The following is a 20,785-nucleotide window of genomic DNA, read 5'->3' as shown; positions in this document are numbered from 1 at the left end:
AATAGCGTCTAGTGATGATAGCGAAGAGGTCACACCCGTTCCCATGCCGAACACGGAAGTTAAGCTCTTCAGCGCCGATGGTAGTTGGGGGTCTCCCCCTGTGAGAGTAGGACGTCGCTAGGCACCATTAAAGAACCGTTCCCTTTGTGGGAATGGTTTTTTTGTGCTTTTATTTTCATTAAAAATCCTTATGCTCGAAACGTGCGAGGGTTTCAAGACGCGAGAAGGTCAAGGACGGGAGGGAACGAGAACCAAAGCGTGCTGTGCACGTGAGGATTCGAGTGAGTGAAGCGGACGAAGAGGATCGGATGCCGCAGCCCAGCGCCGATGGTAGTTGGGGGTTCCTCCCCTGTGAGAGTAGGACGTCGCTAGGCACCGGTAAAGAGCCGTCCCCTTTGTGGGAACGGCTTTTTTTATGTCGTTATTCCTAAAACATTTTCACAAAAAAATTTCACAATTTTTTTGGCAATGTATAGCGTCTCTTCTTAAAAAGAATTGATAAATAAAAGAATATATCGAAAATCCCTAAAACATGTCTTATACCAAACCCTGTAAACTGACATTATTCTTTGTCAAAGTTAATCGAAAAGAGGATCCATAAAAGATTTTTAACATTTCCAGAAGAAAAGAGAGTGATCAGTTACCTGAATTCCTATCCATTGCAAATTAAATTATATGTGGTGTATAATTTATGTCAAAGATAGTCAAAGTCAAAGGGGGTGGGGTTATGAAAAACATTTCCGATGTCATTGAAAAATACCTTAAACAGGTTTTAGAGGGTAGTGGAAGTGAAATAGTTGAAATAAAGAGAAGTGAAATTGCTGATAAGTTTCAATGTGTACCCTCGCAAATTAACTATGTTATTAATACCAGATTTACGGTCGAGCGAGGGTATGTGGTTGAAAGTAAACGCGGCGGAGGCGGATACATTCGGATTATCAAGGTGAAAAGCCATGATCATTCCCATCTTATTGATCAGGTACTCGAACTTCTTCAGTCGCAAATCGCTCAGGCAACTGCAGAAGATGTGGTCTATCGTTTGCTTGAAGAGGAATGTATTTCCAAAAGAGAGGCAAAACTGATGGTAAGTGCGATGGATCGGGCTGCCTTACAGCTGCCTCTGCCATTGCGAGATGAAATTAGAGCCCGTGTGTTAACCGCGATGCTGTTAACTTTAAAGTATAAATAACAGGTGAGGTGAGTTGGGGATGGTTTGTCAGGAGTGCCAAAAACGTTCGGCAGCATTACATTTTACAAAAGTGATAGATGGAGAGAAAACAGAGGTTCACTTGTGCGAGGTTTGTGCACAGGATAAGGGTGAGTCCTTTTTATCTAATGAAGCCAGTGCATTTTCATTTAATAATTTGCTGGCCGGTCTGTTAAATATATCTCCAGTGATTAAAAAGGCAAATCAGGCACAGCAGGCAGAGAAAGAATCAATTTACTGCAGTAATTGCCAGCTGACCTTTTCGCGGTTTATGAAGCTGGGCAAGTTTGGCTGTCCGCATTGCTATGAAGCGTTCAGGGAGGAGCTTCCTACAATATTAAAACGTTTGCATAGCGGAAATACCGTTCACCAGGGGAAACTGCCTGAGCGTGAAGGGGGAACGATTCACGTTAAACGCAGAATAAATGAATTGCGGGCAGAATTAAAAATGCTCATTGATAACGAAGAGTTTGAGCAGGCAGCCACTATAAGAGATCAGATACGGTCGCTTGAGCACGATATAAACGGGCAGGGGGGCAGTGAATCATGACGCTGGAACGTTTTTTGTCAAAGGCGGTAAGTTCATGGATGAATGAAGAAGGTCCCGATTCTGAAATTGTACTGTCAACCCGCATTCGATTAGCACGCAACAGCAAGCATCATAAGTTTCCAACTGTTTTTTCTGAGGAAGAGGCCGCAGAAATTTCTTCAGAATTTAAACAAACGATGGAAAGCATTGATGAACCGCTTGAATTATTTCAAATGAAAGACTTGCAGGGACTTCAAAAAAGAGTGTTAGTTGAAAAACATTTAATAAGTCCAAATTTAGCAGAAAACGCTACAGAATCAGCAGTGTGGCTTTCAGAAGAAGAAAATATCAGCATTATGGTAAATGAAGAAGATCATCTTCGAATACAATGCTTATACCCTGGCTTGCAGTTAAAAGAAGCATTAGAAAAAGCAAATAAGCTGGATGACGCCATTGAAGAAAAATTCGACTATGCATTTGATGAGCAGTTTGGTTATCTTACTACTTGCCCTACAAATGTTGGCACGGGTTTGCGCGCTTCTGTTATGATGCACCTACCAGGTTTAATGATGACCAAGCAAATGAACAAAATAATTCCTGCAATCGGACAATTTGGTCTCGTTGCTAGAGGAATTTACGGGGAAGGCAGCGAAGCTTTAGGTAACATCTTTCAAATCTCCAATCAAATTACGCTTGGAAAGTCTGAGGAAGATATTGTTGAGGATTTGCTTCGAGTAGTACATCAAATTATTGCCCAGGAGAAAGCTGCACGGGAAACACTGATTCAGACATCTGGCGTTCAACTCGAGGATCGTGTTTTTAGATCTTATGGTGTTTTGCGCTTCAGCCGAATCATAGAATCCAAAGAAGCGGCTAAATGTCTGTCAGATGTGCGTTTAGGAATTGATATAGGGTATATAAAGGATGTACCAAGGTCGATTTTGAATGAGTTGATGATACTTACTCAGCCAGGCTTTCTACAACAATATGCGGGTGGTTTTTTACGTCCGTTTGAGCGTGATTTACGGAGAGCTTCATTAATACGGGAACGACTGGAAATGGATGATACACAGCTAAAAGGAGGAACAGACCTATGATGTTTGGACGATTTACTGAGAGAGCACAAAAGGTATTAGCACTGGCACAAGAAGAAGCAATACGTCTTTCCCATTCGAATATAGGCACCGAACATATTTTATTAGGACTCGTTCGTGAAGGAGAAGGCATAGCAGCCAAGGCCTTGCAAAGCTTAAACCTTAGTACTGATAAAATTCAGGAAGAGGTAGAGGAATTAATCGGTAAAGGGACCGAGCAGTCTCCAAGTGTTCATTACACACCAAGAGCTAAAAAGGTAATTGAACTTTCAATGGATGAGGCGCGTAAATTAGGCCATTCCTACGTGGGAACTGAACATATTCTTCTGGGGTTGATCCGTGAAGGAGAAGGTGTAGCAGCACGTGTACTGAATAATTTAGGTGTCAGCCTAAATAAAGCCCGCCAGCAAGTGCTTCAGCTTCTGGGAAGCAATGAGGCAAGCGGACATCAGGGCAGTTCAAATGCAAATGCAAATACGCCGACTTTAGATGGCCTTGCCCGCGATTTAACGGTTATTGCCAGAGAGGGCAGCCTGGATCCGGTCATTGGAAGAAGCAAGGAAATTCAGCGTGTTATTGAAGTGTTGAGCCGACGTACCAAGAACAATCCTGTTCTAATCGGGGAACCCGGTGTAGGTAAAACAGCGATCGCTGAAGGGCTGGCGCAGCAGATTGTGCAAAATGAAGTGCCTGAAATTCTTCGCGACAAACGAGTAATGACGCTCGATATGGGTACTGTGGTTGCAGGAACCAAATACCGCGGTGAATTTGAAGACCGCTTGAAAAAGGTTATGGATGAAATACGCCAGGCTGGCAATATTATTTTGTTTATTGATGAACTGCATACACTTATTGGTGCCGGCGGTGCTGAGGGAGCAATCGATGCATCCAATATCCTTAAGCCGTCCCTTGCGCGCGGTGAGCTTCAATGTATTGGAGCTACAACGCTTGATGAATACCGTAAATATATTGAAAAGGATGCCGCTCTGGAACGCCGTTTTCAGCCAATTCAAGTTGATGAACCTACAGCTGAAGAGTCAGTGCTTATTCTGAAGGGTCTTCGCGACCGTTACGAAGCCCATCACCGCGTATCGATTACAGATGCGGCAATTGACGCAGCTGTTAAGCTTTCAGACCGCTATATTTCAGACCGGTTCCTTCCGGATAAAGCGATTGATTTAATTGATGAGGCAGGGTCCAAGGTTCGCCTGCGTTCTTATACAACACCACCAAATCTGAAGGATCTGGAGTCTAAGCTAGAGGGGATCCGAAAAGAAAAGGACGCTGCTGTTCAAAGTCAGGAGTTTGAAAAAGCCGCTTCATTACGTGATTCTGAGCAAAAGACAAAGGAAAAGCTGGATGAGACGAAAAAGATCTGGAAAGAAAAACAGGGCCAGGAAAATACAGAAGTAACTGTAGAGGACATTGCACATGTTGTGTCTACCTGGACTGGTGTACCGGTTTCCCGTCTTGCTGAAACCGAAACGCAAAAGCTGTTGAATCTGGAGGAAACACTTCATGGTCGTGTAATTGGCCAAAGTGATGCAGTAACTGCCATTTCCAAAGCGGTGCGCCGTGCCCGTGCTGGCCTAAAAGATCCGAAGCGGCCAATTGGCTCCTTTATTTTTCTTGGTCCTACAGGGGTAGGTAAGACGGAGCTTGCAAGAGCATTGGCTGAGTCCATGTTTGGTGATGAGGATGCGATGATTCGCATTGACATGTCTGAATACATGGAAAAGCACTCTACCTCCCGTTTAGTGGGGTCTCCTCCAGGATATGTCGGATACGAAGAAGGCGGCCAGCTGACGGAAAAGGTGCGCCGCAAGCCATACTCTGTTGTTCTATTAGATGAGATTGAAAAAGCGCATCCGGATGTATTTAATATTCTGCTTCAAGTGCTTGAGGATGGCCGTTTAACGGATTCTAAAGGCCGTACGGTCGATTTTAGAAACGTTGTGCTGATTCTTACATCTAATGTGGGAGCTAACGCCCTTAAATACAATAAAAATGTTGGGTTCAACGTACAGGACTCCAAGCAGGATTATAAGGATATGAAAGGCCAAGTAATGGAAGAGCTGAAAAAAGCGTTCCGCCCAGAGTTCCTGAACCGGATTGATGAGATGATCGTATTCCACTCACTTGAGAAGAGTCACTTGAAAGAAATTGTGACACTTATGTCTAATGAACTGGTAAAACGTCTGAAGGAGCAGGACATCAACCTGACCATTACCGAGGTTGCCAAGGATAAAATTGCAGATGAAGGATACGATCCTGAATACGGTGCAAGACCGCTGCGCCGCGCAATTCAAAAGCACATCGAAGACCGTTTGTCGGAAGAACTTCTAAAAGGCAAGGTGCTTACCGGCTACACAATCGAAATCGATGTGGAAAATGGAGAATTTGTTGTAAATAGAAAGCAAGAAGCTGGTTCAGCAACGAACTAGAACACCTTAAGGATGGTGCACGTGTTTTAACGCAACACGTGCACTATTTTTTACTTTATTAATATCAGAGGAGCTGAAAGTAAGCGTGGCAAAAAAGAAAACAAAATTCATGTGCCAGTCCTGTGGATATGAATCTGCTAAATGGATGGGGAAATGTCCGGGGTGCGGAGAATGGAACACGATGGTCGAGGACGTCTCGATTACAGGAAAACAACCAAGAAAATCTTTTACTCATACACCTGAAGGAAGCTCGGGCAAAGCTACACCATTAGTATCAGTCGAATCAATTGAAGAGCCGAGGGTGAAAACAAAAATTGCCGAGCTGAATCGCGTACTTGGCGGGGGAGTAGTCCCAGGCTCCTTAATTTTAATCGGGGGAGATCCAGGTATCGGAAAATCCACCTTGCTGCTCCAGGTTTCATCACAGCTTGCGGAAACAGATAATACAGTGCTTTATATTTCAGGTGAGGAGTCAGTCAAGCAGACAAAACTGCGATCTGACAGGTTGAATGTTACATCTAAGGATTTATTTGTGTATGCAGAAACCAATTTAGAGTCCATCCACCAATCCATCGAACAATTATCCCCTGATTTTGTAGTAATCGATTCCATCCAAACCGTCTATCATCCTGAAGTCACTTCGGCTCCAGGCAGTGTAACGCAGGTGCGTGAGTGTACAGCTGAGCTTATGCGGATTGCCAAAATGAAAAATATTGCAATTTTTATCGTTGGCCATGTGACAAAAGAAGGTTCCATTGCGGGTCCGAGAATATTGGAGCATATGGTCGATACTGTGCTTTACTTTGAAGGAGAACGCCATCATACATACCGAATTTTACGGGCAGTAAAAAACCGGTTTGGTTCAACCAATGAAATGGGCATTTTTGAAATGAAAGAAACTGGATTGGAAGAAGTACTGAATCCTTCTGAAATCTTTTTAGAAGAGCGCTCCCAGGGAGCTGCTGGTTCCACTGTTGTAGCATCCATGGAGGGAACCAGGCCGATTCTCGTGGAAATTCAGGCACTTGTTACACCTACCAGCTTTAATAATCCGCGCAGAATGGCTACCGGAGTTGATCAAAGCCGTGTGTCTCTCCTGATGGCGGTGCTTGAAAAGCGTGTAGGCCTATTACTGCAGCAGCAGGATGCTTATTTAAAGGTGGCGGGGGGCGTGCGGCTGGATGAACCTGCGATCGACTTAGCGGTGGCAGTGAGCATTGCTTCAAGCTTTAAGGATCAGCCATCGAATGCATTTGACTGCATTATTGGGGAAGTTGGACTGACTGGTGAAGTCAGACGTGTGTCACGTATTGAGCAGCGGGTGCAGGAAGCGGCAAAGCTGGGATTTAAACGCGTTTTTGTACCGGCTAATAATATTGGCGGCTGGAAGTTTCCTGATGATATCCAGGTGATAGGGGTAGCAGATGTAAATCAGGCCCTGAAACAAATATTGGGGGATTAAATAATGGAAGAGAAAAAGAAGCATGATCGTTCAGTTGATATCGTTCAGCTGGTTGCTCCGGGAACCCCCTTTAGAGAGGGGCTTGACAATGTTCTGCGGGCAAATACGGGCGGATTAATTGTGGTGGGCTACAACGATAAAATGAAAGCGATTGTGGATGGCGGTTTTCAGATAAATTGTCCATTCTCACCAACCTATTTGTACGAACTTGCAAAAATGGACGGAGCCATTCTTTTAAATGAGGCAGGCAATCGAATATTAATTGCCAACGCCCAGCTTGCTCCCAGTCCGAGAATTCCATCATCTGAAACAGGCATGAGACATCGGACAGCTGAACGGGTTGCCCGCGAAACGGATGTTCTGGTTATTGCCATTTCACAGCGCCGGAATGTGATCACATTGTATAAGGCATCTTTCCGTTATGTCCTGAGAGAATTGTCGGTTATTTTGGCAAAAGCCAATCAGGCAGTTCAAACTCTTGAAAAATACCGGGTCGTGCTGGATCAAAGCATATCAAATTTAACTCTGCTGGAATTTGAAGAAATGGTCACTTTCCATGATGTTCTTCAGGTTCTCCACCGGTTTGAAATGGTGCTTCGGATTAAAAATGAATTATTGGTGTATTTGAAGGAGCTCGGAACGGAAGGAAGGCTTGTCCGCCTGCAAATGAATGAGCTTTTGGCTGATATGGAAGAAGAAGCGATGATGATTATACGGGATTATGCCAAAGAAAGACATGTAAAGTCATTTGAACCATTTGAAATGCTGCAGCGCTTTCAGGACCTGGTCACTTCAGATGTGCTCGATGATTCGGTGCTTTTAAAATTGCTCGGTCAACAGGGCTGTTTGGCAGAAGATGCGATCGAACCACGCGGATACAGGGTTTTAAATAAAATCCCCCGCCTTCCGATGGCCATTATTGAAAATCTGATTAACCGCTTTTTAAAGTTGAACCGTGTGGTAAAAGCCTCTGTTCAGGAGCTGGATAAAGTGGAAGGGATCGGAGAGGTAAGGGCAAGAAAAATTAAAGATGGACTGCGACTTATTAAAGATCAGTCGATTGCGGATAATCAGCTCTAATTGACGGATTGTTTCTTTTGTAGATTTATGATATGATATGTCGTTTTGTAAAAATTGACACCTTCTCTAAAATCGTGCTACTCTTTTGACAAGAGAAGGTTTTAATTTATTATTTGGAATATTTTATGATAATCAGGGGTTTGAAAAAAGTAAATTAGTAAATAATGAAACAAGGAGGTGAAGGAATGTTAAGAAGAATAGTTCAATCATGCTTTTTAATTATAGGTGGTACTTTAGGCGTATTTTTAATTCCGGAATTATTGCTGGGACCTTTTAATTTAGACCACGCACTTATTAATAATCCTTATGTCACCGCAATTTTAGGAGCTGTCATATTTTATATCCTTACATTTTGGCTGATTGATTACGTGGTTAATTTTGTAAAATGGTGTGAAGATACACTGGTTAAAGTCCCTGTAACGGATATTTTATTTGGTACGGTTGGTCTTATTATTGGGTTAATAGTGGCATTTCTTATCAGTGTGGCTGTAAATGGGATTGAAATTCCAATTGTTAACACAGTTGTGCCGATCCTGCTGACGCTCCTTTTAGGATATTTAGGTTTTCGGGTCGGGTTCACAAAAAGGGATGAGCTTATACAGCTGTTTACTCGAACATCCCCTAATAAAAAAGCACTGGATATTAATGGGCAGCAGATAACGTCTGAGCACCCTGCATCTAAGCGTCATAAGATCCTAGATACTAGTGTGATTATTGATGGAAGAATTGCAGACATCTGCCAGACCGGTTTTTTGGATGGGGAAATTGTTATTCCTCAGTTTGTACTGGGAGAGCTTCAGCATATTGCTGATTCCTCAGATGCATTAAAGCGAAACCGCGGCCGCAGAGGACTTGATATACTCAAGCGCATTCAGCGGGACATTCCGATTCAGGTGACGATTTATGAAGGTGATTTTGAAGAAATTCAAGAGGTTGACAGCAAGCTTGTTAAACTGGCAAAAGTGCTGAATGGGATTGTCGTAACGAATGATTTTAATTTAAACAAAGTGTGTGACCTGCAGGGTGTTCAAGTCCTAAATATTAATGATTTGGCAAATGCTGTAAAACCTGTCGTTCTTCCCGGTGAAGAGCTCCATGTCCAAATGATCAAAGATGGAAAAGAACAAAATCAGGGAATTGCTTATTTAGACGATGGTACAATGATTGTTGTGGAAGATGGAAAGAATTTTATCGGTAAACATATTGATGTCATTGTGACTAGTGTCCTGCAAACATCAGCAGGCAGGATGATCTTTGCAAAACCAAAAGCGTATGAAAAAGCGTTATAATATTCGCACTTGAACAGGGGTTAATGTGAAATGGAATATGAAGTGGTGATCCCCGCTGCAGGGCAGGGGAAACGAATGGGAGCAGATCGCAACAAGCTTCTGCTTGAAGTGGATGGAACGCCTATAATTGTGCATACGCTGAATGTTTTCGAACAAGACCATCAGTGCCGTGGGATCCTCCTGGCTATACACCCGGATGATCGGGCTCAACTGGAACAATTATTGAAAAAACACCACATTACAAAAGTGACCAGCATGGTGGATGGAGGAAAAGAACGCCAGCAAAGCGTTCATCATGCACTCCAGCACGCAAAAGAACCGATTGTGCTCGTTCATGACGGGGCACGCCCGTTTATCCAGTTAACAACAGTTCAGAAGCTTGTTTTAAAAGCCCATGATACAGGAGCAGCCATTGCAGCGGTGCCCGTAAAAGATACAATTAAAAAGGTGCTTAACGGAGTGGTTGATCAGACGATAGAACGTTCCAGCTTGTGGTCGATTCAGACACCACAGGCTTTTCGTTTTTCTTTGCTCATGAAAGCCTATGATGAAGCACAGCGGACAGGTTTTGCAGGAACGGATGATGCGTCTCTTGTAGAACAGCTGGGTGAAAATATTCAAGTCGTTGAAGCAGACTATGATAATATAAAACTGACAACAAAAGAAGATCTTGTTTTTGCTGAAGCGATCATGCGAAAAAGACGCACATAATTTCAGATCATCAGCTTTTTTAAGTTAACATCGCAGGCTTTCTTTCCGGGAGCGGCATATTAATTGAAGGGTAAAAGGAGGAACGTGAATGTTTCGAATTGGTCAGGGATATGATGTTCATCAGTTAACAGAAGGGCGGCCGCTCATACTTGGAGGAATCACGATCCCCCATGAAAAAGGGCTGCTTGGGCACTCTGATGCCGACGTATTGCTTCATGTAGTAGCAGATGCAGCGCTCGGAGCTATAGGAGCTGGGGATATAGGCAAGCATTTCCCGGACACGGACCCGGCGTTTAAAGGAGCAGATTCAGGCAAGCTCCTGACGCATGTTTGGGAACTTGTTAAAAAAGAGGGCTATTCATTAGGGAATATTGATTGTACAATAATTGCACAAAAGCCGAAAATGGCTCCACATATTGAATCGATGCAAAGACGGATAGCAGAGCTGTTAGAAGCTTCTCCCAACCAGGTGAATGTCAAAGCCACTACGACAGAAAAACTTGGCTTTGCAGGCCGTGAAGAAGGAATAGCAGCGCAGGCAACCATTCTGCTGCAGTCAACAAAATAGAATAAACACTTTTAGGAGGATTATTATGTCATCACAAGTTCGTGTGCGGTATGCACCAAGTCCAACCGGGCATTTACATATAGGAAATGCACGTACGGCATTGTTTAATTATTTATTCGCCAAAAACCAGGGCGGGAAGTTTATCATTCGCATAGAAGATACAGATCAAAAGCGTAATATTGAAGATGGAGAGCAATCTCAGCTGAACTATTTAAAATGGTTAGGAATTGACTGGGATGAAAGCATCGATATTGGCGGTGACTACGGTCCTTATCGTCAATCTGAGCGTAACGATATTTATTCCAAATACTATGATGAGCTTTTGGAAAAAGGCTTAGCATACAAATGCTACTGTACATCAGAAGAGCTTGAAGCAGAGCGGGAAGCACAAACTGCACGAAACGAAATGCCACGATACAGCGGGAAATGCCGCCATCTGACGGAGGAAGAACGCCAGGCACTTGAAGCCGAAGGACGCGAGCCGAGTATCCGATTTGCCGTGCCTGCCGGGAAAGTTTACACATTCAACGATATGGTAAAAGATGACGTATCATTTGAAAGCGACGGCATTGGCGACTTTGTTATTGTTAAAAAAGACGGAATTCCAACTTATAATTTTGCCGTAGCACTGGATGATCATTTTATGGAGATTTCTCACGTACTGCGGGGGGACGACCATATTTCCAATACGCCAAAGCAAATGATGATTTATGAAGCATTCGGCTGGGAAACACCTGTTTTCGGTCACATGACACTGATTGTAAACGAAAATCGCAAAAAGCTCAGCAAGCGCGATGAATCAATCATTCAATTTATCGAGCAGTACAAAGATCTTGGCTATCAGCCGGATGCGCTGTTTAATTTTATTGCCATGCTTGGCTGGTCACCTAAAGGAGAAGAAGAAATTTTTTCTAAAGAACAGTTTATCGAAATTTTTGATGCTGAACGTCTGTCCAAGTCTCCAGCTGTATTTGATACACAGAAGCTTGTGTGGATGAACAATCAGTACTTGAAAAACCTGGACCTGGATGAAGTGGTCGAACTGGCAGTGCCTCACCTAGAACAGGCAGAACGCATTTCTAAAAATCGTACTCCGGAAGAAGATGCATGGGTGCGCAGCCTGGTGGCCTTATATCAGGAACAAATGAGCTATGGCGCAGAAATTGTCGAGCTGTCTGAACTGTTTTTTAAAGAAGAACTTGCATATGATGAAGAAGCGAGTGCAGTACTGGCAGAGGAGCAAGTTCCTGAAGTCATGACTGAACTGCATAAGCAGCTGTCGTCGCTTGAATTATTTGAGGCTGCGGAGATTAAAAAAGCCATTAAGGCAGTCCAGAAAGAAACGGGGCATAAAGGGAAAAAATTATTTATGCCGATCCGTGTGGCTGTAACAGGCCAGACGCATGGTCCGGAACTGCCGAATGCGATTGAAGTATTAGGCAAGGAACGTGTTTTAACACGCATAAGCAAACTTTCAAATTAACATTTCAGCCAAGATAGTATATAGTATAATAAATAATAAATCAGACACCGTTTGCAGCAGCTGACGTTCACGTGAAAAATAGTCGTAAAGCTTAGATGAGGAAAAGTAAAATCAGGAACCCGATAAGAGAGAACCATCGCCAGGCTGAGAGTGGTTCAGGTATTTCCTGTTTTGAAGTGCCCCTCAGAGCCTTTTGCTGAAATTATAGTAAGCAAAAGCGGACCCAGACCGTTATTCTGATTAAGTGGGGAGCAGAATGTTTGCTTCAAACAGAGTGGAACCGCGCCATTACAAGCGTCTCTGTCAAATGACAGAGGCGCTTTTTCTGTCTTTATAAGTTGATATTTCCAATAAGAAAAGTAGGTTTTATCCGTTGGTCGTTATAAAAGGGGGGAGCAAGGTGTTTAAACGCATTAAAGAAGATATTGATACGGTCTTTGATCAAGACCCTGCAGCAAGATCCGCTTTTGAAATCATCTTAACGTACTCTGGTCTTCATGCCATTTGGGGCTACCGAATTGCTCATGTCTTTTATAAGCGAAAATTGTATTTTATTGCCCGGGTAATATCTCAGCTTTCCCGTTTCTTTACGGGTATTGAAATCCATCCTGCGGCTAAAATAGGAAGACGTTTTTTTATCGACCATGGCATGGGAGTAGTGATTGGAGAGACTTGTGAAATCGGCAATAACGTGACTGTTTTTCAAGGTGTCACACTGGGCGGCACGGGCAAGGAAAAAGGAAAGCGTCATCCGACATTAAAAGACAATGTTTTAATTGCTACAGGAGCAAAAGTATTAGGATCGATTGTGATTGGCGAAAATTCTAAAGTAGGTGCAGGTTCTGTTGTGCTGAATGATGTTCCTGAAAACTCTACAGTAGTAGGCATACCGGGGAAAGTGGTTGTGCGAAACGGAATGAAAGTGCGGCGGGATCTGGATCATCAGGATATGCCCGATCCAATATGGGACCGGATGCGTTACTTAGAAACCCAATTGGCTTTTGTAAAAGAGCAGTTGAAGAAGGAAAGAGAGAGGAGCTCGTAACAAATGAGCATTCAACTTTATAATACCGTAACAAGAAACAAAGAACTATTTAAGCCGATAGAAGAAGGAAAGGTCTCCATGTATGTGTGCGGCCCTACTGTTTATAACTATATCCATATTGGGAATGCACGCCCTGCGATTGTATTTGATACAGTCCGGCGTCATTTGGAGTATCGCGGATACGATGTGAAATTCGTGTCGAATTTTACGGATGTGGACGATAAATTAATTCGTGCTGCCAACGAGCTTGGGGAAGATGTCCCTACTGTTGCCCAGCGCTTTATCGAGGCTTACTTTGAAGACGTTGAGGCACTGGGATGCAAAAGAGGAAGCGTGCATCCCCGCGTGACCGAGAACATCGAGTTAATCATTGAATTCATTGAGTCGCTAATTAAAAAGGGATATGCCTACGAATCCAAAGGCGATGTTTACTACCGCACCCGTAAATTCAAGGGATACGGCAAACTCTCCCACCAGTCGATCGACGAGCTGAAAATCGGGGCAAGAATTGAATCGGATGACCGAAAAGATGACGCGCTTGACTTTGTTCTCTGGAAAGCGGCGAAAGAAGGGGAAATTTCCTGGGAAAGTCCATGGGGAGCGGGGCGTCCGGGATGGCATATTGAATGTTCCGCTATGGCAAAAAAATATCTGGGCGATACCATTGATATTCATGCAGGCGGTCAGGATCTTGCATTCCCTCACCACGAAAATGAAATTGCTCAATCAGAAGCGCTGACTGGCAAAACATTTGCAAACTACTGGATGCATAATGGATATATTAATATTGATAATGAAAAAATGTCGAAATCGCTCGGGAACTTTGTCTTAGTGAACGACATTTTAAAAGAGCATGATCCGCAAGTGCTGCGTTTCTTTATGCTGTCTGTCCATTATCGCCATCCAATCAATTATAATCTTGAGCTTTTAAATGCTGCGAAAGCGGGACTGGACCGCATTCGCACCTCCTATGATAATCTGCTTCACCGAAAGGCTTCCAGTGCAGGTCTGACAGAAAATGACAACCAATGGATAGAGGAAATTGATAAAACAAAAGAAGCCTTTGGCGCAGCAATGGATGACGATTTTAACACCGCAAACGCGATATCCATTTTATTTGACGTATCTCGCCAGGCGAACCTTTATCTTCGGGAGAAAAACACGTCATCAAATGTCATAAATGCCTTTATTGCTGCTTTTGATGAGCTCTCGGGCGTGCTTGGATTTTCGATGGTGAAACAAAAAGAGCTGCTTGATGAAGATATAGAAGCGCTAATCCAGAAACGGGAAACAGCGCGTAAGGAAAGAGACTTTAAAACGGCTGATGCCATTCGTGATCAGTTAAAAGATCTTAATATTCTATTGGAGGATACAGCGCAGGGTATTCGTTGGAGAAGAGGGTAAAGATATGAATGCAGAGAAAAATACACTTGATCCAAAACAACTGAATGCATTAGCTCTTGCTTACATGGGGGATGCCGTATACGAGCAATTCGTTCGGCATCACCTCCTACTTCAAGGGAAGGTAAGACCTAATTTCCTTCAAAAAGCATCTATTCAATTTGTTTCAGCCAAGGGTCAGTCTTACACCTTAAAAACTCTTGCTGGCAGAGGATTTTTTACAGAGACGGAAGAAGCGATTATTCGCAGAGGCCGCAATGCAAAATCGGGAACTGTGCCGAAAAATGTCGATGTGCAAACCTATCGTTACAGCACGGCTTTTGAAGCGTTGATCGGCTACTTGTATTTAACAAATCAGCAGGAACGCCTGGAGCAGGTTGTGTATGAATCGTTTGCCATCATGATGGACAAGCAGGAAGGAGAACAGCGATGAGTGAAGAGTTTATCGGCGGTAAAAACCCAGTCATAGAAGCTTTAAAAGCAGGACGGGAAATAAATAAGGTATGGATCGCAGAAGGCTCGCAAAAAGGCCAGATGCAGCAAGTCATTCATTTGGCGAAAGAAGCAGGTGTTCTTGTTCAGTTTGTACCAAAAAAGAAAGTGGATCAGCTGCTCGAAGGTCAGCACCAGGGCGTTGTGGCTTCTGTTGCAGCTTATCAGTATGCTGAAGTGGATGATATGCTCGCGCTTGCAAAAAGCCGGGATGAGCTTCCGTTTATCTTAATTTTGGATGAATTAGAAGATCCTCATAATCTGGGATCAATTATGCGTACGGCTGATGCCATCGGCGTACACGGTATCATTATTCCCAAACGCCGTTCAGTGGGGCTTACTGCCACTGTAGCTAAAGCATCCACGGGTGCCATTGAACATGTGCCTGTAGCGCGTGTAACCAATCTTGCCCGAACAATTGATGACTTGAAGCAGCAGGGCCTTTGGATTGCGGGGACAGATGCAAAAGAAAGTGAAGATTACCGGCGGTTTGACGGGACGATGCCGTTGGGGCTTGTGATCGGCAGTGAAGGTCGTGGTATGGGACGTTTAATCAGGGAAAAATGCGATTTCCTAATTCATCTGCCAATGACCGGACACGTAACATCACTAAATGCTTCCGTTGCAGCGAGCATTTTAATGTATGAAATCTACCGTAAACGCCATCCTTTAGATGGTTAATCAGCCATGAACAATGTTCTTCTTGTCGATGGTTACAATATCATCGGTGCATGGCCGGAACTAAACGCGCTAAAAACTCATAATCTTGCTGCAGCCCGTGACCGATTAATTGAATTAATGGCTGAATATCAGGGATACACAGGATATCGTGTCATTGTAGTATTCGATGCTCAATTTGTTCAAGGAATCGCAAAAAAACATAAAAACTACAAAGTTGATATTGTCTTTACACGCGAAGGTGAAACAGCAGACGAGCGGATTGAAAAACTGGCGATAGAACTAAATGATATTAAAACCCAGGTCATAGTGGCGACAAGCGACTTTACCGAACAATGGGTCATTTTCGGCCAGGGGGCGCTGAGAAAGTCAGCACGTGAATTTTTAATTGAAATGAAACAAATCGAAAAAAAGATAGCCAAAAGGGTCCGTCGGATTCAGGGAGAGCGCCCGGTTTCAAAGATTCCGCTTAGCGAGGAAGTAACCGAAATATTCGAAAAATGGCGACGGGGAGATAATTGAGTGGTTGACGCTTGAAAACATCGCACTGTATAATATTTCTATCTATTGTTTTCTGAGCGGTCGGGGGGATCCATTTGAATGATTACAAGCGGGTAACAAATGATCGGGAAATGTTTCAAGTAATGGAAGACGACTCAATTATTGAACTAGTTCACAATGGCAATACAGAAGCGTTAGATTATTTAATCACCAAGTATCGCAATTTTGTAAGGGCAAAAGCCCGGTCTTATTTTCTGATCGGTGCCGACAAGGAAGATATTATTCAAGAAGGCATGATTGGATTGTACAAAGCGATACGAGATTACAAAGGAGAGAAATTAACCTCCTTTAAGGCATTTGCTGAACTATGTATTACACGTCAGATTATTACGGCTATTAAAACTGCTACTCGGCAAAAACATATTCCTCTTAATTCTTATATCTCGCTTGATAAACCACTGTATGACGAAGAATCAGACCGGACTCTTATGGATGTTATCTCTGGTGCCAAACCAACAGATCCTGAAGCGCTGATTATTCATCGTGAAGAATTCAGCAAAATTGAAGATAAAATGGCAGAGCTGCTAAGCGACCTTGAACGGCAGGTTCTATCACTCTATCTGGATGGTCAATCCTATCAGGAAATTTCAAAAGAGTTGGATCGTCATGTCAAATCAATAGATAATGCACTGCAGCGTGTAAAACGTAAGCTCGAGCGCTATTTGGAGGCCCGTGAACTTACATTTTAAACCATGGTGATATTGACACTATTGTGACTAGATGTTATTTTTTAATGTGTTAGTTGTGCCATTGGCATCAGCATTTCCCTGGCGGATCTTCAGGTTCGTATGGGGGCAATATTTAGCCCAATTGAACTAATATGATTATAGCTGGTTGGAGCTGGATGATCTTTTATGTAACTATGTTTTATGGCCTATTTCCCCAAAAAGGAATGAAAATCGTGAGTAAAAAGTTGATTCTGGCTTGTTCCACTTGCGGTTCGCGGAATTACTCCGTACCTCAAGGGAAAAACAAGCAGTCCGATAGAATAGAAATAAATAAGTTTTGCCGCTACTGCAATGCCCATACATCTCATAAGCAGACGCTTTAGGGATGGGCAGTCCGCCGCTTTTACAAAGAAGGCTGCGGATCACCGAAATAATACTGGTTGGAGGGTACATCAGCATGGGGAAAATCAGCAACTTCTTCCGTAACGTGGCTATTGAAATGCGCAAGGTCAGCTGGCCGAAGCGCAAAGAGCTTACTCGTTATACGATTACGGTTTTAGGAACAGTCGTGTTTGTCGCTATATTCTTTGCAATTATTGACCAAGGTATTAATGCTATCATTAACTGGATTTTGTAATAGAAAATAGAGATTCTCTTCGTATGCGCAGCAATTTCGTGTACAATAGAGTATGAAATGCAGAAGCCCGTTTAACGGGTTTTTTCAATGGGCAAAAATGATAACCCGTGATCAGGCAAATAGTTTAAAGAAATCAGTGGTACCTGGTGCTCAAGTAAAAGGATATTTCAGATAGCATGCCGGCCTTAGCGAGCCGCGTGCACTTAGAGTTAAATCCGGCTGCAGCTTTACATTTAAGGAGGGATATTTTCGTGGAAAAAAATTGGTATGTTGTTCATACGTATTCAGGGTATGAAAACAAGGTTAAAATGAATTTAGAAAAACGCGTAGAGTCGATGGGTATGTCAGATAAGATCTTCCGCGTCGTCATTCCGGAAGAGGAAGAAACCGAGATTAAAGACGGCAAAGCAAAAACCGTTAAACGTAAAACGTTCCCAGGTTATGTGCTTGTTGAAATTGTGATGACGGATGATTCATGGTATGTTGTGCGGAATACGCCGGGCGTAACAGGATTTGTCGGGTCATCAGGCGGAGGCTCTAAACCGACTCCTTTACTGCCTGAGGAAGTGACGCAGCTTCTTAAGCAAATGGGTATGCAGGAACGTACGGTTGAGGTGGACTTCGAGCTTGGAGAAAGCGTAACCGTAAATGAAGGGCCGTTTGCTAACTTTGCAGGTGTCATTGAAGACATTGATACAGCTAAAGGCAAAGTGAAGGTTCTTGTCAATATGTTTGGCCGTGAAACACCGGTTGAGCTTGACTTTACGCAAATCAACAAAATATAATTAGAAAGATCTTGAATTCTGGTTCTAAAGGTGGTAACATCTTTTAAGTCAGTATGTCTCAATAGAGAGACTGAACTAACATTTACATTCTTTATATAAAAGAATTGGATTATTGAGTGGGAGGGTATCAAGCCCTATTACCACATCACGGACTTAAGGAGGTGTGTCTCGTGGCTAAAAAAGTTATTAAATTGGTAAAGCTTCAAATCCCAGCTGGTAAAGCTAATCCAGCTCCGCCGGTAGGTCCTGCATTGGGTCAAGCTGGTGTCAACATCATGGGATTCTGTAAAGAGTTCAACGCTCGTACAGCTGATCAAGCTGGTCTTATTATCCCTGTTGAAATCACGGTTTTTGAAGACCGTTCATTTACATTCATCACTAAAACTCCCCCTGCTGCCGTTCTTCTTAAGAAAGCAGCTGGTATCGAGTCAGGTTCTGGTGAACCTAACCGCAATAAAGTAGCAACTGTCAAACGTGACAAGGTGCGTGAAATCGCGGAAACAAAAATGCCTGACCTTAACGCAGCTAATGTCGAATCAGCTATGCGTATGGTTGAAGGTACGGCTCGCAGCATGGGAATTACGATTGAAGATTAATTGATGCATGTCTTGGACGAGGTTGCGAAGTTGAAAAGATCTTTCACTCGCAACCTTTATTCGTGGGAGGTTATTCCGCTAAAACCACAATCGAGGAGGAAACAACAAAATGGCTAAAAAAGGTAAAAAGTATGTTGAAGCAGCTAAACTTGTAGACCGTACTGCAAACTACGAGGTCAACGAAGCAATTGAGCTTGCAAAAAAAACTAGCGTCGTGAAATTTGATGCAACAGTAGAGGTAGCGTTCCGTCTTGGAATCGATACTCGTAAAAACGATCAGCAAATCCGTGGAGCAGTAGTTCTTCCAAACGGAACTGGTAAAACGCAAAGCGTACTTGTGTTCGCTAAAGGCGAAAAAGCAAAAGAAGCTGAAGCGGCTGGAGCTGACTTTGTCGGCGAAGGTGACCTTGTTCAAAAAATCCAAGGTGGCTGGTTCGATTTTGACGTAATCGTAGCTACACCGGATATGATGGGTGAAGTTGGTAAACTTGGACGTGTTCTTGGACCAAAAGGTTTAATGCCAAACCCTAAAACTGGTACTGTAACTTTTGACGTTGAAAAAGCTGTTAAAGAAATCAAGGCTGGTAAAGTTGAATACCGCGCTGAAAAAGCTGGTATCATCCATGTTCCAATCGGAAAAGTTTCTTTCGAGACTGACAAGCTTGTTGAAAACTTCAAAACAATTTTTGATACAGTGCAAAAATCTAAGCCTGCTTCATCTAAGGGAACTTACATGAAGTCTGTTGCGGTAACAACAACAATGGGCCCTGGAATTAAGATCGACGCATCTTCAGTTTCAGCGAAGTAATAAGCACAGAAAAATAATATTGACAGGACATTATACGTCTGATAAGATGTATAACGTTGTGAAAGTATATAACCATTTGTACCGTAGACAGTAGGTGTCACTTTGTTGACTTAATATCCTGCCGAGGTCATTGCGATTAAAAGAGTCTTCTTTTTATTGAAATGATACGCCTCAATGTCTGCATCAGACATTGAGGCTTTTTGTTTATAATGATCGAACGGTATAAATGACGCTCCAGATAAATCAACAGGAGGTGTTAAGATGAGCAGCATTATCGAGGTAAAGAAACAACTCGTAACAGAAATCCAGGAAAAACTTCAAGGAAGTGTATCAACAATCGTTGTTGACTACCGCGGACTTTCTGTTGCAGAAGTAACTGAACTGCGTAAGTCACTTCGGGAAGCTGGCGTTGAGTTCAAAGTTTACAAAAACTCAATGACTCGCCGTGCGGCTGAAGCAGCTGGTCTTGAAGGGTTGAATGAAAATCTGACTGGACCAAACGCGATTGCATTCTCTACTGAGGACGTAGTTGCACCTGCGAAAATCATTAATGAATTCGCTAAAAAACATGAAGCGCTTGAAATTAAAGCTGGTGTCATGGAAGGTAACGTAATCTCTGTTGAAGAAGTGAAAGCTCTTGCTGAACTTCCATCACGTGAAGGTCTTCTTTCTATGCTTCTTAGCGTGCTTCAAGCACCGATTCGCGGTCTTGCCGTTGCAACTCAAGCAATCGCAGATCAAAAAGAAGAAGAGCAAGGCGCTTAATCTTAAGCTCTTGCAAGCCGGATGACGAATCATCCAAACAAAAAACAAACATCCACTAAGGAGGAACTATATCATGACTAAAGAACAAATGATCGAAGCTATCAAAGAAATGACAGTTCTTGAACTAAACGACCTTGTTAAAGCAATCGAAGAAGAATTCGGCGTATCTGCTGCTGCTCCTGTAGCTGCTGCTGGTGCTGGTGGCGGAGAAGCTGCTGCTGAGCAAACTGAATTTGACGTAATCCTTACAAGTGCTGGATCACAAAAAATCAAAGTTATCAAAGCAGTTCGTGAAATCACTGGTCTTGGCTTGAAAGAAGCTAAAGAAATGGTTGATAACACTCCTAAAGCTGTTAAAGAAGGCGCTTCTAAAGAAGAGGCTGAAGAGCTTAAAGCTAAACTTGAAGAAGTTGGCGCTGGCGTAGAAGTTAAGTAATAACGATTTGAAGGAAAGCTCGCTTGAATAGGCGAGCTTTTTTTTA

Annotated in this window: 23 protein-coding genes, 1 rRNA gene and 2 other annotated features; all 24 genes read left to right on the top strand. The window is 43.0% G+C overall.

Annotation, left to right across the window (positions count from 1 at the left end; all coding sequences use genetic code 11):
- Positions 1-7: 7 nt before the first annotated feature.
- The 24 genes from rrf (at position 8) to rplL (ending at position 20,739) form a co-directional block, all read left to right on the top strand.
- Positions 8-123 (top strand): 5S ribosomal RNA (gene rrf, locus E2R51_RS18105).
- Positions 124-727: 604 nt separating this feature from the next.
- Positions 728-1,189 carry a CtsR family transcriptional regulator gene (locus tag E2R51_RS18100; RefSeq protein WP_133378494.1) on the top strand — a complete coding sequence of 154 codons (462 nt, stop codon included), beginning with the start codon at positions 728-730 and terminating at the stop codon, positions 1,187-1,189.
- Positions 1,190-1,208: 19 nt separating this feature from the next.
- Positions 1,209-1,757: a protein-arginine kinase activator protein McsA gene (mcsA, locus tag E2R51_RS18095; protein ID WP_133378493.1), complete on the top strand. Its 549-nt coding sequence runs from the start codon at positions 1,209-1,211 to the stop codon at positions 1,755-1,757.
- Complete coding sequence (gene mcsB / locus E2R51_RS18090) at positions 1,754-2,833, top strand: protein-arginine kinase McsB (protein WP_133378492.1); 1,080 nt, start codon at positions 1,754-1,756, stop codon at positions 2,831-2,833. The genes mcsA and mcsB overlap by 4 nt, the downstream gene beginning before the upstream one ends.
- Positions 2,830-5,274: an ATP-dependent protease ATP-binding subunit ClpC gene (clpC, locus tag E2R51_RS18085; protein WP_133378491.1), complete on the top strand. Its 2,445-nt coding sequence runs from the start codon at positions 2,830-2,832 to the stop codon at positions 5,272-5,274. Before mcsB ends, clpC begins: the two co-directional genes overlap by 4 nt.
- Positions 5,275-5,359: 85 nt before the next feature.
- Positions 5,360-6,736, top strand: coding sequence for a DNA repair protein RadA (radA, locus tag E2R51_RS18080; RefSeq protein ID WP_133378490.1), 1,377 nt, complete (start codon positions 5,360-5,362; stop codon positions 6,734-6,736).
- Positions 6,737-6,739: 3 nt separating this feature from the next.
- A complete protein-coding gene (gene disA / locus E2R51_RS18075) occupies positions 6,740-7,816 on the top strand; it encodes a DNA integrity scanning diadenylate cyclase DisA (protein ID WP_133378489.1) in 1,077 nt (358 codons plus the stop codon).
- A gap of 185 nt (positions 7,817-8,001) precedes the next feature.
- Positions 8,002-9,105: a PIN/TRAM domain-containing protein gene (locus E2R51_RS18070; protein ID WP_133378488.1), complete on the top strand. Its 1,104-nt coding sequence runs from the start codon at positions 8,002-8,004 to the stop codon at positions 9,103-9,105.
- Positions 9,106-9,135: 30 nt separating this feature from the next.
- A complete protein-coding gene (gene ispD / locus E2R51_RS18065; RefSeq protein WP_133378487.1) occupies positions 9,136-9,816 on the top strand; it encodes a 2-C-methyl-D-erythritol 4-phosphate cytidylyltransferase in 681 nt (226 codons plus the stop codon).
- Between the two features lie 88 nt (positions 9,817-9,904).
- Positions 9,905-10,384: a 2-C-methyl-D-erythritol 2,4-cyclodiphosphate synthase gene (ispF, locus tag E2R51_RS18060; protein ID WP_133378486.1), complete on the top strand. Its 480-nt coding sequence runs from the start codon at positions 9,905-9,907 to the stop codon at positions 10,382-10,384.
- Between the two features lie 25 nt (positions 10,385-10,409).
- Complete coding sequence (gene gltX / locus E2R51_RS18055; protein WP_133378485.1) at positions 10,410-11,867, top strand: glutamate--tRNA ligase; 1,458 nt, start codon at positions 10,410-10,412, stop codon at positions 11,865-11,867.
- Positions 11,868-11,950: 83 nt separating this feature from the next.
- Positions 11,951-12,172 (top strand) — a binding site (T-box leader).
- A 95-nt stretch (positions 12,173-12,267) separates the two neighbouring features.
- Positions 12,268-12,912 carry a serine O-acetyltransferase gene (cysE, locus tag E2R51_RS18050; protein ID WP_133378484.1) on the top strand — a complete coding sequence of 215 codons (645 nt, stop codon included), beginning with the start codon at positions 12,268-12,270 and terminating at the stop codon, positions 12,910-12,912.
- A 3-nt stretch (positions 12,913-12,915) separates the two neighbouring features.
- A complete protein-coding gene (gene cysS / locus E2R51_RS18045; RefSeq protein WP_133378483.1) occupies positions 12,916-14,316 on the top strand; it encodes a cysteine--tRNA ligase in 1,401 nt (466 codons plus the stop codon).
- 4 nt (positions 14,317-14,320) lie between these two features.
- Positions 14,321-14,746: a Mini-ribonuclease 3 gene (locus tag E2R51_RS18040; RefSeq protein WP_133378482.1), complete on the top strand. Its 426-nt coding sequence runs from the start codon at positions 14,321-14,323 to the stop codon at positions 14,744-14,746.
- Entirely contained in the window at positions 14,743-15,486 is a 744-nt protein-coding gene (gene rlmB, locus E2R51_RS18035) for a 23S rRNA (guanosine(2251)-2'-O)-methyltransferase RlmB (RefSeq protein WP_133378481.1), read from the top strand. The genes E2R51_RS18040 and rlmB overlap by 4 nt, the downstream gene beginning before the upstream one ends.
- A 6-nt stretch (positions 15,487-15,492) precedes the next feature.
- Complete coding sequence (locus E2R51_RS18030) at positions 15,493-16,005, top strand: NYN domain-containing protein (RefSeq protein WP_133378480.1); 513 nt, start codon at positions 15,493-15,495, stop codon at positions 16,003-16,005.
- A gap of 74 nt (positions 16,006-16,079) precedes the next feature.
- Positions 16,080-16,733 carry an RNA polymerase sporulation sigma factor SigH gene (gene sigH / locus E2R51_RS18025; RefSeq protein WP_483299962.1) on the top strand — a complete coding sequence of 218 codons (654 nt, stop codon included), beginning with the start codon at positions 16,080-16,082 and terminating at the stop codon, positions 16,731-16,733.
- A gap of 212 nt (positions 16,734-16,945) precedes the next feature.
- Entirely contained in the window at positions 16,946-17,095 is a 150-nt protein-coding gene (gene rpmG, locus E2R51_RS18020; RefSeq protein WP_368773689.1) for a 50S ribosomal protein L33, read from the top strand.
- A 74-nt stretch (positions 17,096-17,169) separates the two neighbouring features.
- Positions 17,170-17,349 (top strand): preprotein translocase subunit SecE, encoded by a 180-nt coding sequence (gene secE, locus E2R51_RS18015; RefSeq protein ID WP_133378479.1) that lies wholly within the window; start codon positions 17,170-17,172, stop codon positions 17,347-17,349.
- Between the two features lie 251 nt (positions 17,350-17,600).
- The gene (gene nusG / locus E2R51_RS18010) at positions 17,601-18,134 is read left to right on the top strand and encodes a transcription termination/antitermination protein NusG (protein ID WP_133378478.1); all 534 of its coding nucleotides are present in this window, start codon (positions 17,601-17,603) and stop codon (positions 18,132-18,134) included.
- A gap of 170 nt (positions 18,135-18,304) precedes the next feature.
- Positions 18,305-18,730: a 50S ribosomal protein L11 gene (gene rplK, locus E2R51_RS18005; protein WP_165967272.1), complete on the top strand. Its 426-nt coding sequence runs from the start codon at positions 18,305-18,307 to the stop codon at positions 18,728-18,730.
- A 109-nt stretch (positions 18,731-18,839) separates the two neighbouring features.
- Entirely contained in the window at positions 18,840-19,538 is a 699-nt protein-coding gene (gene rplA, locus E2R51_RS18000) for a 50S ribosomal protein L1 (protein ID WP_133378476.1), read from the top strand.
- 63 nt (positions 19,539-19,601) lie between these two features.
- Positions 19,602-19,749 (top strand) — a sequence feature (ribosomal protein L10 leader region).
- Positions 19,750-19,799: 50 nt separating this feature from the next.
- A complete protein-coding gene (gene rplJ, locus E2R51_RS17995; RefSeq protein ID WP_133378475.1) occupies positions 19,800-20,303 on the top strand; it encodes a 50S ribosomal protein L10 in 504 nt (167 codons plus the stop codon).
- 73 nt (positions 20,304-20,376) lie between these two features.
- The gene (rplL, locus tag E2R51_RS17990) at positions 20,377-20,739 is read left to right on the top strand and encodes a 50S ribosomal protein L7/L12 (protein WP_133378474.1); all 363 of its coding nucleotides are present in this window, start codon (positions 20,377-20,379) and stop codon (positions 20,737-20,739) included.
- Positions 20,740-20,785 lie beyond the last annotated feature (46 nt).

The sequence above is a fragment of the Jeotgalibacillus sp. S-D1 genome (assembly GCF_004358665.1).
Classification (GTDB): domain Bacteria; phylum Bacillota; class Bacilli; order Bacillales; family Jeotgalibacillaceae; genus Jeotgalibacillus.
The sequence above is the reverse complement of the archived record's forward strand: the minus strand, read 5'-3'. Positions and strand labels throughout refer to the sequence as shown.

Excerpts from the sequence above, each read along its gene's own strand:
- E2R51_RS18100 (WP_133378494.1), top strand. The coding sequence starts at position 728 with ATGAAAAACATTTCCGATGTCATTGAAAAATACCTTAAACAGGTTTTA.
- mcsA (WP_133378493.1), top strand. The coding sequence starts at position 1,209 with ATGGTTTGTCAGGAGTGCCAAAAACGTTCGGCAGCATTACATTTTACA.
- mcsB (WP_133378492.1), top strand. The coding sequence starts at position 1,754 with ATGACGCTGGAACGTTTTTTGTCAAAGGCGGTAAGTTCATGGATGAAT.
- clpC (WP_133378491.1), top strand. The coding sequence starts at position 2,830 with ATGATGTTTGGACGATTTACTGAGAGAGCACAAAAGGTATTAGCACTG.
- disA (WP_133378489.1), top strand. The coding sequence starts at position 6,740 with ATGGAAGAGAAAAAGAAGCATGATCGTTCAGTTGATATCGTTCAGCTG.
- E2R51_RS18070 (WP_133378488.1), top strand. The coding sequence starts at position 8,002 with ATGTTAAGAAGAATAGTTCAATCATGCTTTTTAATTATAGGTGGTACT.
- ispD (WP_133378487.1), top strand. The coding sequence starts at position 9,136 with ATGGAATATGAAGTGGTGATCCCCGCTGCAGGGCAGGGGAAACGAATG.
- ispF (WP_133378486.1), top strand. The coding sequence starts at position 9,905 with ATGTTTCGAATTGGTCAGGGATATGATGTTCATCAGTTAACAGAAGGG.
- gltX (WP_133378485.1), top strand. The coding sequence starts at position 10,410 with ATGTCATCACAAGTTCGTGTGCGGTATGCACCAAGTCCAACCGGGCAT.
- cysS (WP_133378483.1), top strand. The coding sequence starts at position 12,916 with ATGAGCATTCAACTTTATAATACCGTAACAAGAAACAAAGAACTATTT.
- E2R51_RS18040 (WP_133378482.1), top strand. The coding sequence starts at position 14,321 with ATGAATGCAGAGAAAAATACACTTGATCCAAAACAACTGAATGCATTA.
- rlmB (WP_133378481.1), top strand. The coding sequence starts at position 14,743 with ATGAGTGAAGAGTTTATCGGCGGTAAAAACCCAGTCATAGAAGCTTTA.
- E2R51_RS18030 (WP_133378480.1), top strand. The coding sequence starts at position 15,493 with ATGAACAATGTTCTTCTTGTCGATGGTTACAATATCATCGGTGCATGG.
- secE (WP_133378479.1), top strand. The coding sequence starts at position 17,170 with ATGGGGAAAATCAGCAACTTCTTCCGTAACGTGGCTATTGAAATGCGC.
- rplA (WP_133378476.1), top strand. The coding sequence starts at position 18,840 with ATGGCTAAAAAAGGTAAAAAGTATGTTGAAGCAGCTAAACTTGTAGAC.
- rplJ (WP_133378475.1), top strand. The coding sequence starts at position 19,800 with ATGAGCAGCATTATCGAGGTAAAGAAACAACTCGTAACAGAAATCCAG.
- rplL (WP_133378474.1), top strand. The coding sequence starts at position 20,377 with ATGACTAAAGAACAAATGATCGAAGCTATCAAAGAAATGACAGTTCTT.